The 15,102-nt window shown below is 63.3% G+C and carries 14 protein-coding genes; all 14 read left to right on the top strand.

What is annotated here, in order from left to right; all coding sequences use genetic code 11:
* Positions 1-254 precede the first annotated feature (254 nt).
* The 14 genes from MMG94_RS08885 (at position 255) to MMG94_RS08820 (ending at position 15,094) form a co-directional block, all read left to right on the top strand.
* Positions 255-1,145: a LysR family transcriptional regulator gene (locus tag MMG94_RS08885; protein WP_026016022.1), complete on the top strand. Its 891-nt coding sequence runs from the start codon at positions 255-257 to the stop codon at positions 1,143-1,145.
* 126 nt (positions 1,146-1,271) lie between these two features.
* Entirely contained in the window at positions 1,272-1,748 is a 477-nt protein-coding gene (locus MMG94_RS08880) for a formate dehydrogenase subunit gamma (protein ID WP_026016023.1), read from the top strand.
* The gene (locus tag MMG94_RS08875) at positions 1,745-3,295 is read left to right on the top strand and encodes a formate dehydrogenase beta subunit (RefSeq protein ID WP_016918302.1); all 1,551 of its coding nucleotides are present in this window, start codon (positions 1,745-1,747) and stop codon (positions 3,293-3,295) included. The genes MMG94_RS08880 and MMG94_RS08875 overlap by 4 nt, the downstream gene beginning before the upstream one ends.
* Before the next feature lie 10 nt (positions 3,296-3,305).
* Positions 3,306-6,185: a formate dehydrogenase subunit alpha gene (fdhF, locus tag MMG94_RS08870; RefSeq protein WP_020372395.1), complete on the top strand. Its 2,880-nt coding sequence runs from the start codon at positions 3,306-3,308 to the stop codon at positions 6,183-6,185.
* Complete coding sequence (fdhD, locus tag MMG94_RS08865) at positions 6,182-7,009, top strand: formate dehydrogenase accessory sulfurtransferase FdhD (protein ID WP_026016024.1); 828 nt, start codon at positions 6,182-6,184, stop codon at positions 7,007-7,009. Before fdhF ends, fdhD begins: the two co-directional genes overlap by 4 nt.
* Positions 6,999-7,232: a formate dehydrogenase subunit delta gene (locus tag MMG94_RS08860; protein WP_016918305.1), complete on the top strand. Its 234-nt coding sequence runs from the start codon at positions 6,999-7,001 to the stop codon at positions 7,230-7,232. Before fdhD ends, MMG94_RS08860 begins: the two co-directional genes overlap by 11 nt.
* Before the next feature lie 151 nt (positions 7,233-7,383).
* On the top strand, positions 7,384-7,893 hold the full coding sequence (locus MMG94_RS08855; protein ID WP_016918306.1) for a YchJ family protein: 510 nt from the start codon (positions 7,384-7,386) through the stop codon (positions 7,891-7,893).
* A gap of 216 nt (positions 7,894-8,109) precedes the next feature.
* On the top strand, positions 8,110-9,000 hold the full coding sequence (locus MMG94_RS08850; RefSeq protein ID WP_026016025.1) for a flagellin: 891 nt from the start codon (positions 8,110-8,112) through the stop codon (positions 8,998-9,000).
* Between the two features lie 157 nt (positions 9,001-9,157).
* Positions 9,158-10,801: a flagellar basal-body MS-ring/collar protein FliF gene (gene fliF, locus MMG94_RS08845; RefSeq protein WP_016918308.1), complete on the top strand. Its 1,644-nt coding sequence runs from the start codon at positions 9,158-9,160 to the stop codon at positions 10,799-10,801.
* Positions 10,802-10,809: 8 nt separating this feature from the next.
* On the top strand, positions 10,810-11,424 hold the full coding sequence (locus MMG94_RS08840; protein ID WP_154419903.1) for a hypothetical protein: 615 nt from the start codon (positions 10,810-10,812) through the stop codon (positions 11,422-11,424).
* On the top strand, positions 11,421-12,350 hold the full coding sequence (locus MMG94_RS08835; RefSeq protein ID WP_016918310.1) for a flagellar motor protein MotB: 930 nt from the start codon (positions 11,421-11,423) through the stop codon (positions 12,348-12,350). Before MMG94_RS08840 ends, MMG94_RS08835 begins: the two co-directional genes overlap by 4 nt.
* On the top strand, positions 12,347-13,465 hold the full coding sequence (locus MMG94_RS08830) for a hypothetical protein (protein WP_016918311.1): 1,119 nt from the start codon (positions 12,347-12,349) through the stop codon (positions 13,463-13,465). Before MMG94_RS08835 ends, MMG94_RS08830 begins: the two co-directional genes overlap by 4 nt.
* Positions 13,462-14,586: a flagellar hook-length control protein FliK gene (locus MMG94_RS08825; RefSeq protein WP_016918312.1), complete on the top strand. Its 1,125-nt coding sequence runs from the start codon at positions 13,462-13,464 to the stop codon at positions 14,584-14,586. The genes MMG94_RS08830 and MMG94_RS08825 overlap by 4 nt, the downstream gene beginning before the upstream one ends.
* A gap of 37 nt (positions 14,587-14,623) precedes the next feature.
* Positions 14,624-15,094: a transglycosylase SLT domain-containing protein gene (locus MMG94_RS08820; protein ID WP_016918313.1), complete on the top strand. Its 471-nt coding sequence runs from the start codon at positions 14,624-14,626 to the stop codon at positions 15,092-15,094.
* Positions 15,095-15,102: the final 8 nt, after the last annotated feature.

Genomic DNA, 15,102 nt, shown 5'->3' with positions numbered 1-15,102 from the left:
GGCAAATTGTGGCCTACGCCAGACCAAGCGCGAGCTTCGGCGGGGACCGGCGACGTTTGGCGTTCCCACCCAAGCTGTCGCCCATATGCGGCGCCTGGCCGCTTTTCGGTTCATTTTACGGGATTTCAGCGCTCGCTTGTGCTAAGTCTGAAGCCCCTGGGGAGGAAGGCTCGGCGCTTGGCGCGCTCGAAGCGGGGCCCCTCGCTTCCGGGAATCGCGAGCGCCCGCGCGCCGCGCAAAGGAAATCCTTCGAAGTGATCGACAAACTCGAATTCCTTATCACCGTCGCGAGTGAGAAAAGCTTCTCCCGCGCGGCGGAGCTTTGCGGCGTCACGCAGCCGACCCTGTCCGCCGGCATCAAGCAGCTCGAAGATTCGCTCGGCGTCTTGCTGGTCAACCGCTCCTCCCGTTTTCACGGCCTGACCGCCGAGGGCGAGCGGGTGCTCGAATGGGCGAAGCGAATTGTCGGCGACGCCCGCGCCATGCGGCAGGAAGTCCGCACCCTGAGGGAAGGGCTTTCAGGCCAGCTCCGGATTGCGGTCATTCCCACGGCCGAGGGAATCGTCTCCGCGCTGACGACGCCTTATCGGGAAAAGCATCCCCATGTCCGCTTCAAGGTGATTTCGGCCTCGTCGGCGGAAGTGATGGGGATGCTCGATAATCTCGAGATCGACGCGGGCGTCACCTATCTCGACAACGATCCGCTCGGCCGCGTCAGAACCGTGCCGCTTTGTTCGGAACGTTACCGATTGTTGACGACCGCCGGCAATCCGCTCGGCGACCGCGACCGCGTGACATGGACCGAGGTCGGCAAGATCGATCTCTGCCTGCTCACGCCTGACATGCAGAATCGCCGCATCGTCGACCGGCTGATCGGCCCGGACGTCGCGCCGATTCTCGAGTCGAATTCCGTCATTCTGCTCTACGACCATGTGAAATCCGGCCGATGGGCCACGATCATGCCGGAGAAGCTCGCAAAAACAATGGGAACAGAGCCGCCCCTGCGGTCGATCCCGATCGTCGAGCCGGAGGTCGGGCACGAAATCGGACTCGTCGCCCCCTTGCGCGATCCTGTCATCCCGCTCGTTGGCGCGCTCGTTGCAGAGGCAAAAGCGCTCGCCGAAAGCGGCAGACTGGCCGATTGATAGGCAGGGTCTATGACATAACGGCGGGGACGGTATTGATCAGGCGCGGGATTTCCGGCACTGTCATTGGAATAAAACCAATGAAGGGCGCTTGTCTTGAGCTCGACGCCCCAAGCGAGGGAAGAAATGGCTGGCGCTGCTCCATATAGCGACGAGCGGGCGCGGGAGATTATTGCGGCCCATATGGGCCTCGAAGGTCCTGCACTCCCAATATTGCATGCGCTTCAGGCGGAATTCGGATGCGTCCCGGAATCGGCGGTGAAGGAAATGGCGGGCGCGCTGAATATCAGCCGGGCCGAAATGCACGGCGTGGTGACCTTCTACCACGACTTCCACAGCGCGCCGCAGGGCCGCCATCATCTCAAGATCTGCCGCGCCGAATCCTGCCAGTCCATGGGCGCCGAGAAGCAGGCCAATGAATTCCTGGCCCGCCACAAGCTGGATTGGGGCCAGACCACGCCGGACGGCTCCCTGACGGTCGAGCCTGTTTATTGCCTGGGCCTCTGCGCGCACAGCCCCTCCGCCCTTTATGACGGAGAGCCGATTGGACTGGTCGACGCCGAGACGCTCGACTCCCTTGTCGAGGAGGCGAAGGGCAAATGACCAAGATTTACATCCCGCTGGACATGGCCGCCGTAGCGATGGGCGCCGACCGCCTCGCCGCCGCCGTCGCGGAAGAAGCCGCCAGGCGCGGCCAGCAAGTCGAGATCGTGAGAAACGGCTCGCGTGGAATGCTCTGGCTCGAACCCCTGATCGAGGTGGAGACTCCCGCGGGCCGTGTCGGTTATGGGCCGGCGAAAACGAAGGACGTCGCGTCGCTCTTCGACGCGGGCTTCCTCGCCGGCGGCGCTCATCCGCTGAATATCGGCGTCGTGGACGAGCATCCATGGATGAAGCGCCAGAATCGCTTCACCTTCGTGCGCTGCGGCATAATCGATCCCCTGTCCGTTCCGGAATATGAGGCGCATAACGGCTTCAAAGGTCTGAAGCGCGCCTTCGAGATCGGCTCCGCGGCCGTCGTCGAGGAAGTGGCCAAATCCGGCCTGCGCGGCCGCGGCGGCGCGGGCTTCCCGACCGGCATCAAATGGAAGACCGTGGCGGATTGCGCGCCGGGTCAGAAATATGTCGTCGTCAATGCGGACGAAGGCGATTCGGGCACCTTCGCGGACCGCATGATCATGGAGGGCGATCCGCTCGCGCTCATCGAAGGCATGACCATCTGCGGCTACGCCATCGGCGGCTCCAAGGGCTATGTCTATCTGCGCTCCGAATATCCGGTCGTCGCCAAGGTGTTCCAGGCCGCGATCGAGAAGGCGCGCGAGGCCGGCTGGCTCGGCAAGAACATCAAGGGTTCGGGCTTCGATTTCGACGTCGAGCTGCGCATCGGCGCCGGGGCCTATGTCTGCGGCGAGGAGACCTCGCTGCTCGAATCGCTCGAGGGCAAGCGCGGCATCGTTCGCGCCAAGCCGCCGCTGCCGGCGCATGTCGGCCTCTTCGGCAAGCCGACGGTCGTCAATAACGTCCTCTCCATGGCGACGATCCCGATGATCATGGAGAAGGGCGCGCAGCATTACGCCGATCTCGGCATCGGCCGCTCGCGCGGCACCATGCCGCTGCAGATCGCGGGCAACGTCAAATATGGCGGCCTGTTCGAGATCGACTTCGGCATTCCGCTCGGGGAAGTCATCAACGACATCGCCGGCGGCACGCGCACGGGCCGTCCCGTCAAGGCGGCGCAGGTCGGCGGTCCGCTCGGCGCCTATGTGCCGCAGTCGCTTTTCCATCTGCCCTTCGGCTATGAGGAATTCGCGGCTACGGACAGCCTTATCGGCCATGGCGGCATTGTCGTTTTCGACGATGCGATCGACATGTCCTGGATGGCGCGCTTCGGCATGGAGTTCTGCGCGATCGAGAGCTGCGGCAAGTGCACGCCCTGCCGCATCGGTTCGACGCGCGGCGTCGAGACGATCGACAAGATCCGCAACGGTCAGGACGTCGATAAGAATATCGAGCTCCTCAAGGACCTCTGCCACACGATGAAGTTTGGCTCATTGTGCGCTTTGGGAGGCTTCGCGCCCTATCCGGTCGAGAGCGCTCTCCGACATTTCCCAGAAGACTTCCGCAAGTCGGCCCTTGAAGCCGCTGAGTGAGGTAGCCGCCATGACGCTTATCAAAGAGACAGATTACGGGACCCCAGAGTCCAAATCGGCAAAAATGGTCACGCTGACCATTGACGGTAAAAGCGTCACGGTTCCCGAGGGAACCTCGATCATGCGGGCGGCGATGGAGGCGGGGACGGAGATCCCCAAGCTCTGCGCCACCGACAGCATCAAGGCGTTCGGCTCCTGCCGCCTCTGCGTGATCGAAGTCGAGGGCCGCAACGGCACGCCGGCTTCCTGCACCACGCCGGTCGGGCCCGGCATTTCGGTCAAGACCCAGACGCCGCGTCTCGCCGCCATCCGCCGCGGCGTCATGGAACTCTATATCTCCGACCATCCGCTCGACTGCCTGACCTGCGCCGCCAATGGCGATTGCGAATTGCAGGACATGGCGGGCGCGGTCGGTCTGCGCGACGTGCGCTACGGCTATGACGGCTCGAACCACGTCTTCGCCCGCAACGATGGCGAGGCCAATTTCAACTGGAAGCCGAAGGACGAGTCGAACCCCTATTTCACCTACGATCCGTCGAAATGCATCGTCTGCAACCGTTGCGTTCGCGCCTGCGAGGAAGTGCAGGGCACTTTCGCGCTGACGATCTCCGGCCGCGGCTTCGATTCGCGCGTGTCGCCCGGCATGGACGAAGCGTTCATGGAGTCGGAATGCGTGTCCTGCGGCGCCTGCGTCCAGGCTTGCCCGACCGCCACGCTGACGGAAAAGGCGGTCATCGCCGTCGGCCAGCCCGAACATAGCGAGATTACGACCTGCGCCTATTGCGGCGTGGGCTGCACCTTCAAGGCCGAAATGCGCGGCGAGGAAGTCGTTCGCATGGTTCCCTGGAAGGACGGCAAGGCCAATCACGGCCATAGCTGCATCAAGGGCCGCTTCGCCTATGGCTACGCCCATCACGGCGACCGCATCACCACGCCGATGATCCGCGAGACGATCGCGCAGCCCTGGCGCGAAGTGTCGTGGGAAGAGGCGATCGCCTTCGCCGCCGCCCGCCTGAAGGCGACGCAGGAGAAGCACGGCAAGAATTCGCTCGGCGTGATCACCTCGTCGCGCTGCACGAATGAGGAAAGCTATCTCGTTCAGAAGCTCGCGCGTCAGGGCTTCCGCAACAACAATACCGACACCTGCGCCCGCGTCTGCCATTCGCCGACGGGCTATGGCCTCGCCCAGGCCTTCGGCACCTCCGCCGGCACGCAGGATTTCGACTCGGTGGACGAGGCCGACGTCATCCTGGTCATCGGCGCCAATCCGACCGACGCGCATCCGGTGTTCGGCTCGCGCATGAAGGCGCGGCTGCGCGACGGCGCCAGGCTGATCGTCATCGATCCGCGCCGCATCGACCTCGTGCGCTCGCCCCACATCACGGCGGATTACCATCTGCCGCTGAAGCCCGGCACGAATGTCGCCATGGTGACGGCGCTCGCGCATGTCATCGTGACCGAGGGGCTCGCCAATCTCGATTTCGTCAAGTCGCGCTGCGATTGGGACGAATATCAGGATTGGGCGGCTTTCGTCTCGCTTCCGAAAAACAGTCCGGAGGCGCTCGAGACGACGCTCGGCGTTCCGGCGGCGGAGATTCGCGCCGCAGCGCGTCTTTACGCCACGGGCGGCAATGCGGCGATCTATTACGGCCTTGGCGTCACCGAGCATGCGCAAGGCTCGACGACCGTCATGGGCATCGCCAATCTCGCCATGGCGACCGGCAATCTCGGCCGCCGCGGCGTCGGCGTGAATCCGCTGCGCGGGCAGAACAATGTGCAGGGCTCCTGCGACATGGGCTCCTTCCCGCACGAGCTGCCGGGCTATCGCCACATCTCCAACGAGGAGGCCCGCAAGGCCTTCGAGGCGGATTGGGGCGTTGAGCTCGACCCGGAGCCCGGCCTGCGCATCCCGAACATGTTCGACGCGGCGATCGAAGGCCGGTTCAAGGGCCTTTATGTGCAGGGCGAGGACATTCTCCAGTCCGATCCCGACACGAGCCATGTGTCGCGCGCGCTGTCCAATATGGACATCGTCATCGTTCAGGATCTTTTCCTGGTCGAGACGGCGAATTACGCTCATGTCTTCCTGCCGGGCGCGACCTTCCTCGAGAAGGACGGCACCTTCACCAACGCCGAGCGCCGCATTCAGCGCGTCACCAAGGTGATGTCGCCGAAGAACGGCTACGCCGATTGGGAAGTCACGCAGCTCCTCGCCAATGCGCTGGGCCTGAACTGGGGTTACGCTCACGCCAGCCAGATCATGGACGAGATTGCGCGTCTGACCCCGTCCTTCGCGGGCGTGTCTTTCGAGCGCCTCGCCGAGGTCGGCTCCGTTCAGTGGCCGTGCAACGAAGAATCGCCGGACGGCATGCCGATCATGCACATTAACGGCTTCGCCCGCGGCAAGGGCAAATTCGTCATCACCGAATATGTGCCGACGGACGAGAAGGTCGGGCCGCGCTTCCCGCTGCTGCTGACGACAGGCCGCATCCTGTCCCAATACAATGTCGGCGCGCAGACGCGGCGCACCGAAAACAGCCAGTGGCACCCGGAGGACGTGCTCGAGATTCATCCGCATGACGCGGAGGATCGCGGCGTGCGCGAGGGCGATTGGGTGAAGGTGGCGAGCCGCGCCGGTGAAACGACGCTGCGCGCCAAGATCACCGATCGCGTCGCGCCGGGCGTCGTCTACACGACCTTCCACCACCCGACGACGCAGGCGAACGTCGTCACGACCGACAATTCGGACTGGGCGACCAATTGCCCCGAATACAAGGTCACGGCGGTGCAGGTCTCGACCACCAACGGGCCGACCGAGTGGCAGGAAAAATATCGCGAGCTGACGGAGCGGAGCCGTCGCATCGCGAGCGCGATCGACGCGGCGGAATGACAGACAAACCGTCCGCCTCTCTTCGAGTGGATTGTCAGGCGCGCCGTCACGATGTGACGGCGCGTTCTTCTCGCGTGATCCCCGAAGAGACGCCGATCGCTTTTACCTATGGCGGCTCCACCCATGCCGTAATGATGGCGACGCCCGCCGATCTCGAAGATTTCGCCATCGGCTTCGCCCTGACGGAAGGTCTCGTGGATTCGCCGCAGGACGCCGGCGAGGTCGAGATCGTTTCCTCCGACGCGGGCGTCGAATTGCGCACATGGCTCGGCGGGGGCCGTCAAGAAGCCTATGCCGCGCGCAAGCGCTCAATGGCCGGTCCCACGGGATGCGGCCTTTGCGGCATTGAGAGCCTGGAGGCTGCGACGCGGGAGCTGCCGTCGCTCGATAATGCGCTGACCGTGTCCGCCGCGGGGCTGATCGAGGCGATGAGCCGCATGCCGGGCGAGCAGAAGCTCAATCAGGAGACGCGCGCCGTCCACGCCGCGGCCTTCTGGAACCCGGCATCCGATGCGTTGATCGTGCGCGAAGACGTCGGCCGCCACAATGCGCTCGACAAGCTCGCCGGCGCTCTGGCGCGACAAGGCGTCGCGGCCTCGCAAGGCGTCGTGCTGATGACGAGCCGCGTCTCCGTGGAACTTGTGCAAAAAGCCGCACGCATCGGCGCGCCGATCATCGCGGCGATTTCGGCGCCGACGGCGTTGGCGGTTCGCAACGCCGAGAAATGCGGTATGACGCTCGTGGCCGTGATGCGGGGCCGCGACTTTGAAATCTTCACCCATCCGGGACGCATCCTCGAACAGGTTTCCGCACATGTCGCATGATTCAGTCGATAAGCTCGTAAAAATGGCCAATCAGATCGGCGCCTTCTTCGCCCCTCAGAAGAGCGGCGCGGCCGGCATGGCGGAGCATCTGCGCAAGTTCTGGGAGCCCCATATGCGCACGGCGATCGTCGAACATGTGAAGCATGGCGGCGCGGGTCTGGAGCCGGTCGCAATTGAAGCCGTGAAGCTCCTCGACGCCGAAAAGGCCAAGGGCGCAGCCTGATCCACGACGCGGATAAAAGGAAGCGGCGCCGGCGCAAGGGGCCGCTCTTTCTTTTCGGCGTCAGCCCAAATTAATTCGCCCACATGATTCCCGTAGGCGCGGAAAGCGCGCTGGGGAAGGCGCGGGCGTCCAACTTCAAGACGAGCCGAGCATGACCGACGCAATCTGCCCCTGCCGCGTGACCGACGCCGACAAGCGCGACTACGCCGATTGCTGCAAACCCTTCATCGAAGAGGGGAAGGCGCCGGCGACGGCGGAGGCGCTCATGCGCTCGCGCTACACCGCCTTCGTGCGCAACGATATCGATTATCTCGAAGAGACTCTCGCTCCCGGCACGCGGCACGATTTCGACCGCAAGTCGATCACCCATTGGGCGAAGCAGTCGCAATGGCTTGGCCTCGAGATTCTGTCAACGGAGAACGGGGGCGAAGACGAGGATAGCGGCTATGTCGAATTCGTGGCGAGCTTTGTCTCCGAGGGGCAGCGCTACGATCACCGCGAGCGTTCGCTCTTCAACAAGATAGACGGCCGCTGGTATTTCCAGGAAGAAGCCAACCGCAAGAACGAGCCGGTCGTGAAGGGCAAGCAGCCCGGCCGGAATGATCCGTGCCCTTGCGGCTCCGGCAAGAAATTCAAGAAGTGCTGCGGCGCCGCTGCGTGACGCGCGGGCTTAACGCTTCATTAAACGCGTTTTGTCAAAGTCCGATACGTCAACCTGCCTTCGTGTAAGGTTGGGCCGTCGATCAATTGAAGCCAACGGCGCGGTCGACGATAGCTTCGGACGGGCCAAAGCCCGCGGCATGACGCCATATCCGTCGAACCGGCGCAACACCGGTATGTCCCTTATAGTTCTCAGTTCTCAAGGGATCGACGAAACATGTCTAGCATTCTTGTAAACCCCTCCGCCATCACCGCCCTACAGTCGCTGCGCATGACGCAGTCCGCGCTCAACACGACGCAAAAGGAAATCTCGACCGGCCTCAAGATCTCGAGCGCCGCCGACAACGCCTCGACCTGGTCGATCGCGGAAACGATGAAGTCGGACAAGGGCGTTCTGTCGACGATCAGCGACTCGCTTTCCGGCGCCGACGCGATTCTCAACGTTGCCGCGGGCGCGGTGCAAAGCGCCATTACGGTGGTGAATTCGATCAAGGACGCGGTGACGCTGGCTCAGCAGCCCGGCGCCGATCAGGCGAAGATCGCCACCAATCTCGCGGCGCTCGGCGAGCAGCTGAAGAGCATCGTCTCTTCCGCGACGCTCACCAACATCAACGCCGTCGACGGGTCGGGCGCGGGCACGCTGAGCTTTATCGCGTCCTATACCGACAAGAACGGCGCCGCCGCCTCGAAAGTCGACACGATCGATCTGACCACCAAGACGCTTTTCAAGACCGGCAGCACGACCAGCATCCTTCAGGGCGCCAAGGCCACGGGCTCCGCGGCTCTGTCGGATTTGACCGCGCTGACCGCCGCCGATCTTGGAGCGACAGTCATCGCCGACACATTGTCGAACGCCGACAAGGCGATCGCTGATCTCACCGACTACGCCTCAAACATCGGCGCCACTCAAATGCGCGTCAAGCAGCAGAACGACTTCATCAAGACGATGAAGGATGCGCTCACCAACGGCGTCTCTTCCCTCGTCGACGCCGATATGAACGAAGCGTCGACGCGCTTGCAGGCGCTCCAGACGCAGCAGCAGCTTGGCGTGCAGTCGCTCGCCATCGCGAACCAGAACGCGCAGATGATCCTGAAGCTTTTCCAGTAAGAGAGCGGTCAACTTTTTCAAATCTCCGGGGCCGCGCCAGCGACGGCGCGGCCCCTTGTCGCCGACGCCGTATTAACCATTTGTTAAGAAATGATTTGAAGCCGCGGCGCGCAACGTTCGCACAAGCCAATGCGGCGAATGTCGATCGAAAGTTCTCATGGAGCTTTCGCTGCGACTCATGGATCGACTCACGCTCCTCCTCGACAATCTCAAGGCGCTCGGCGCCCGCAAACTCATGGCGCTCGGCCTGATTTTCGCGCTGGTCGTCGGCCTCGTCTCCGTCGCCGCCTATTATCTTTCGCGTCCCAATTTCGAGACGCTTTACGCCGGCCTCGACCGAGAGGATGTCAGCCGCATCGGCGCCGCGCTCAAATCCTCGGGAATTTCCTTTGACGTCAATCCCGAGGGCAACGCCGTTTCCGTGCCTTACGGACAAACCGCGCCGGCGCGCATGCTGCTTGCCGAGCGCGGATTGCCGCAAAGCGCCAATGCCGGCTACGAGCTGTTCGACAAGGTTGGCGCGCTCGGCCTCACTTCCTTCATGCAGGAAGTGACGCGCGTGCGCGCGCTGGAGGGAGAGCTTGCGCGCACCATCCAGCTCATTCGCGGGGTGAAAGCGGCGCGCGTTCATATCGTCATGCCGGATGAGGGCTCGTTCCGCAGAGCCAGGCAGCCGCCATCCGCCTCCGTCACCATCCGAACGGACGGTCCCGACGATTCCAGCGCCGCGCAGGCCATTCGCCATCTCGTCGCATCTTCTCTGCCCGGAATGACGGTCGATCAGGTGACGGTGCTCAACACGGACGGCATGATCCTCTCTTCATCGGACGGCGAAGCCGCCGACGCCGCGCCAGTGAAAACCTTGACGCTCGAAAAGAACGTTGCGCGCGACATACAGGACAATATTCGCCGCACGCTGACGCCCTATCTGCGCCTGCAGAATTTCCAGGTCAGCGTGCGCGCGCGGATCAATACCGATCGCAGGCAGATCAACGAGACGATCTTCGATCCGGATTCGCGCGTCGAGCGGTCTGTGCGAACGGTCAAGGAAAGCGCGCAGTCGCAGAATGCGAGCGGCGCGCAAGCGACGAGCGTCGAACGAAACATCCCCCAGACGAATCCCGCGCCCGCCGACGGCAAGCAGTCGACCGACGAGAGCAAGAAAAGCGAAGAGCTCACCAATTTCGAGCTCTCGTCGAAAACCGTGACGACGGTCAGCGGCGGCTATAATGTCGAGCATCTCTCCGTCGCTGTGCTCGTGAACAAGTCGGCCTTCGCCGAGTCCGGCAAGGATGCGCCGAAGCCGGAGATCGTCGACGCCCGGCTGAAGGAGATCGAACAGCTTGTCTTCTCCGCCGCCGGACTGAAAAAGGAGCGCGGCGACACGCTGAAAGTCACCGCAGTCGATTTCATGTTCAACGAACATGAGATTAGCCCGGTCGAAAGTCCCGGACTCATTGCGATGCTGGGCAGCCATCTGGGCGCGTTCCTGAATGCGCTCACCGCCATTGGCATCGCCGCGCTTGTCGTCATTTTCGGTCTGGCGCCGGCGCGCCGCGCGCTTCTCGCCCAGGACGCCCCGGCGAGATTGGAGCCGCCGCCGCTCCTCGCGCAGGCGCCGCCATTGGCCATCGGCTCGAACGCACATGAAACGATGCCGCTTCTCGCCAATTCGAGTCCCAATCTCCTGGCGGACGCCGTCGCCGCCAAGAGAGACGGCGCGCGTCGTCGGCTCGAACAGCTGATCGAAAAAGACGACGCGCAGGCCGCGGCCGTCATGAAGCAATGGATGCGGTCCTGAGACACGCCATGACGATCCACAACATCGCCGCTTATCTGCAATGTTTCGATCCAGTCGAGCCGCCGGCGTCGCCATTATCCGCCGAACCGGATGCAGGGCCGGACGCGCCTGCGCCAGAGGCCGCGCCGTCCGCTCCAGCGATCGACGTCGAGGACATGCGTCGAGCGCTGCAGTCGGAGCTTGCCTCGCGTCTCGCTTCCGAGAGAGAGGCGCATGAGGAGGCGCTTCGTCACGCGCGCGAGACATGGGCGCGTGAAGAGGCGGCGGCGCTCGGCGCGCGGCTCGCGCAGGGACTGGAGACGGGCCTCGTGGCGCTTCGCGCCGATTTGGCTCGAATTTTCACGCCCTTCTTGACGCGCTCTGTCGCGGATAGGGCGCTCGACGAACTTGTATGCGCAATCCGTCAAGTTATTGCGGAGGAAAAGGCGCCGCTCATCAAACTGGCCGGACCTGTCGATCTCATCGAAAAAGTTGGCGCGGTTTTCGAAGCCGAGAGCATCGCCGTCGAGCTTTCCCCGGACGCTTCCGTGGATGTCAGCGTCGATCTTTCGAAGGCGAGGATCGAGACGCGGCTGCGCGCATGGATGCGCCGATTGCAACAAGCGGCGCGGGACGCATCATGAACGACAAAACGCAGACCATCGTCCGGCGCAAGCGCGGCGTGGATGAAGAAGAGCATCATGGCGGCGTATGGAAGCTGGCCTTCGCCGATTTCATGACCGCGATGATGGCCTTCTTCCTGGTGATGTGGCTCATCAATTCATCCTCCAAGGAAACGAAAGCCGCGATCGTTCAATATTTCAATCCAACTCAGCTCGTCGACGCGACAACGTCCGATAAGGGGCTTCGGGATCCGACGCGACAGGACGAAGGAAAAACCGCGCAGCCGCAGGAAAATGTCCAATCTCCGCCGCCGGAGAAACTAAAGGATAAAGAGGCCGCGCTGCACAGCCAACCGCTGGAGACGCTCGACGAAATCGCAAAGCTGGATCACACGCCGCCGCCTCCCCAGAACGCCGCCCGAGACCCTTTCGATCGCGCCCCCCGCGGTGCGCCGCCGCCGCCCGCCGCCGCCGCCGCCGCCGAGAACGCAAAGACCGCAGCCGCGCTGCAGGCGGAAATCGAGCGTGTCGCCGCGCAGGAGGCGCGCGCGCCGAAGGTCGAAGTCAAGCAGAGCGAGGAAGGGCTTTTGATCAGTCTGACCGACGACGCCAATTTTTCGATGTTCGCAATCGGCTCGATCGAGCCGAAGCCGCAACTCGTGCGCATCATAGGTCAGATCGGCAAAATACTCACGGAACGCCGCGGCGACGTCGAACTGAGAGGGCATACGGACGGCCGGTCCTATTCCGGGAGGAGCTACGACAATTGGCGGCTATCGAGCGATCGCGCGACGGTCGTGAACTATATGCTCATACGCGGCGGCTTGCCGGCGCAGCGTATCGGAAAGATCGTCGGCTACGCCGACCGTCGCCTCAAAATCGCAAAGGATCCGCTCGCGCCCGCCAATCGCCGCATCGAAATCCTGTTGCGTGGCGCGCAGCCATGAGAACAGGCGCATGGCTGTTACTGTTCTTTTCAATTGTCGGCGCCGAGGCGCATGCGCGGCCGCTGGCTGAGATGGTCCGCGACCTCAACGCCCTGCAAAATCGAATGGCGATGGGCGATATCGCGGCGCGAGACGAAGCCGCGCGACAGTTCGACCGCATCGAGAAAGCGACTTTCGCCGCTGAGCCGGATTTCCTCCGGGAGGAACGAGATGCGCGTTCCGCGGTCATCTATCTTCTATGCGGCGGCGGCGCCGGCGGTTTGCGCGCGATATTTGAGGCGAAGCGCGCGAATGAAATTCTCGCGCCTCTTCTTGACGTCAGCCTGCGATATGCGGAGGGCGATGCTGGCGCGTTGCAAACGCTGCTTCAATTCGATCCGAGGCGATATCCCGCCGGTCTTGGCGGTCATCTCGCGCTTGTGCAGGCTGGCGGCCTCATAGGATCGGACAATGGCCGGGCGATCGCCCTTCTCGATCTCGCGCGTCTTCTCCTGCCCGGCTCGCTCGTGGAAGAGGCGGCGTTGAGACGTGAAATCTCCATCCTCGATCCTGTGCGCGAGAGCGATAAGCTGGGACTTCTCGCAGTGCGTTACGCCGCAATTTATGCGTCTTCGCCCTTTGCGCGCCAGTTCTGGGGTCTGCTTCCCAACATGGCGCGCGGCGCCTCCGTCTCTTCTCTCTTCGCTTCGCGCTTTTCTCTCGTTCTGGACAAAGCGCCCGCGCCTGATCGAACCGCCGCTTACCTTGCTTTGGCGCGCCGGGCTTTGCTGGCGGGAAAATTCCCGGATGCCGGAAAGGCGGTGGAGACGGCTGAAAGAGGCGATCTGGACGATCGCGCGAAGCGACGCGTCGAAATCTATCGCTCGGCTTTGTCCGTTTTGGAAGAAAAGAGAAGCGTGGCGGCGCTGCGGGACATTGAAACGAAGGGCTTGCCGACTGAAGACGTCCAACTTGTTCAGCTCGTCGCGAGCGTCGGAGAAAAGCTTGCGCGCCCGATCGAGAAGAAAGCGCCGGTCGGCGGCTCCGACGCCGGGGAAAAGAGCGAGATGGCGACGGCGATACGCGAAGCGCTCGCGCGGACGGATGAACTCTTGAAAAGGGCTGATGGCAAATGATCGCACTAGGCGAAGCGCTGGACAATCCGGTGAGGCTGCGGCGCGAGGACGCCGCCGCCAACAAGACTGTCGACAAGACAGGCGGCAGGGACGCCGATGAATTCGAGCGAATTTTCTGCAGCGTGAATGGCGCAATCGACGCGCCGCCTCAAGCGCCCGCCACTTCCACGCGCGGAATTGAGGCAGCGCTTTCGCCGGCCTTTTTCCCTTATCAGGCTGCAATTCCCAATCCGGCGCAAATGAATGCGCCTGCGTCAACTCAGGAGAAATATGGAGATGCGGCGACGGTCGCGGCGGGACGCGTCGCCATTCAGCCGCAAACAGCCGAGCCGGAGGGGCTGGCCGCCCGCGACGCGCAAATGCTTCCCCCGCAAGATCGGCCCGCGCTGAGTGGCGCGCTCGCGGATGAAGAAAGCCTGCTGATAGCGCGCCGGCGAACCGACGCGGCCGAGCCGGTTGCGCCGCGCTCGCCTTCGTCCTTCGACCCCGGCGGGGCGCATAAAATTCCGATGGCGTTCGAGCGCACGATCCGACCGCGAGACGAGTCGCCGCAGGCGATCAAAGCTGACATGCCGGCCGTACCGAGTGAATCGATGACGTTTCACGTCGATGATCTTAGCGTTCATATTCCCCTGGCGATCGCGCATTCGCTTACGGACAATGCATCGCTCGTAAATTCTGAGCGCGTCGCGATGGCGCGCGATTCGACCCATGATGCGGTGCATCCGAGAGAAACAGTCAAAATCCTGAGATTCTCGCTCGAGCCCGAATCCCTCGGCGTCGTCTCCGTGCGGATGAAGATCGCGCATTCACGCGTCGAGATTCGACTGGACGCGCAATCCGATGTCGCGCCTGCTCTGCTGCGGGCGCGGGAGGCTCTCTCGACGGCGATCGGCGACAAGGGGTTGATCCTCGACTCCTGCGAAATTCGCGCGATCGCACAGGAGCCGCAGACTGTCGTTGCGGCTGATCGAACGCCGCAACATACCGGAAATTTCGAACGAGGCTTTGCGCATGACGGTCGATCGAGCCAGCAGGAAAGACGGGAAGGGGGCCGGAATGCGAGGCGGCCGCGCGAGGCGGCTTCTCCTTCTTGCATCCCTCCCGGCCTCGTATTGTAGCGTCGCTAGCGCCGGGGAGAATCTCTGCGAAGCGGAGATGATCCGCGCGGCGCGCGAAAACGCCGTGCCGATTGCGGTGCTCTACGCCGTCGCGCTCACTGAAACCGGGCAGCGCGGCGCGCTCAAGGCCTATGCGATGAATATTCACGGACGCCCGGCTTTCAACGCCACGCTCGAAGAGGCGCTCGCAACTTTCCACGCCGCGCGGAGGCGTGGCGAGCGACTCGTCGACATCGGTTGCATGCAGGTCAATTACCGCTATCACGGGAAGCAATTCGCTTCCGTGGAGGACATGTTCGATCCGACGCGCAATGTCGATTATGCGGCGCGCTTCCTGACGAATCTGAAGCGCAGCGAAGGAAGCTGGACGGCCGCCGTCGCGCGATACCACGCCGGCCCCGGCAATGCGCCGGCGCAGCGACGCTATGTCTGCGCCGTCGTGAGAAACATGGTTGCGAGCGGCTTCGGCGCGTGGACGCGGGAGGCCTTGTCCTTTTGCCGCGAATGACGGGCCTC

This window comes from Methylocystis parvus OBBP (assembly GCF_027571405.1).
Classification (GTDB): Bacteria; Pseudomonadota; Alphaproteobacteria; order Rhizobiales; family Beijerinckiaceae; genus Methylocystis; species Methylocystis parva.
Note: the sequence above shows the minus strand (reverse complement) of the source record. Positions and strands in the feature narration are given on the sequence as shown.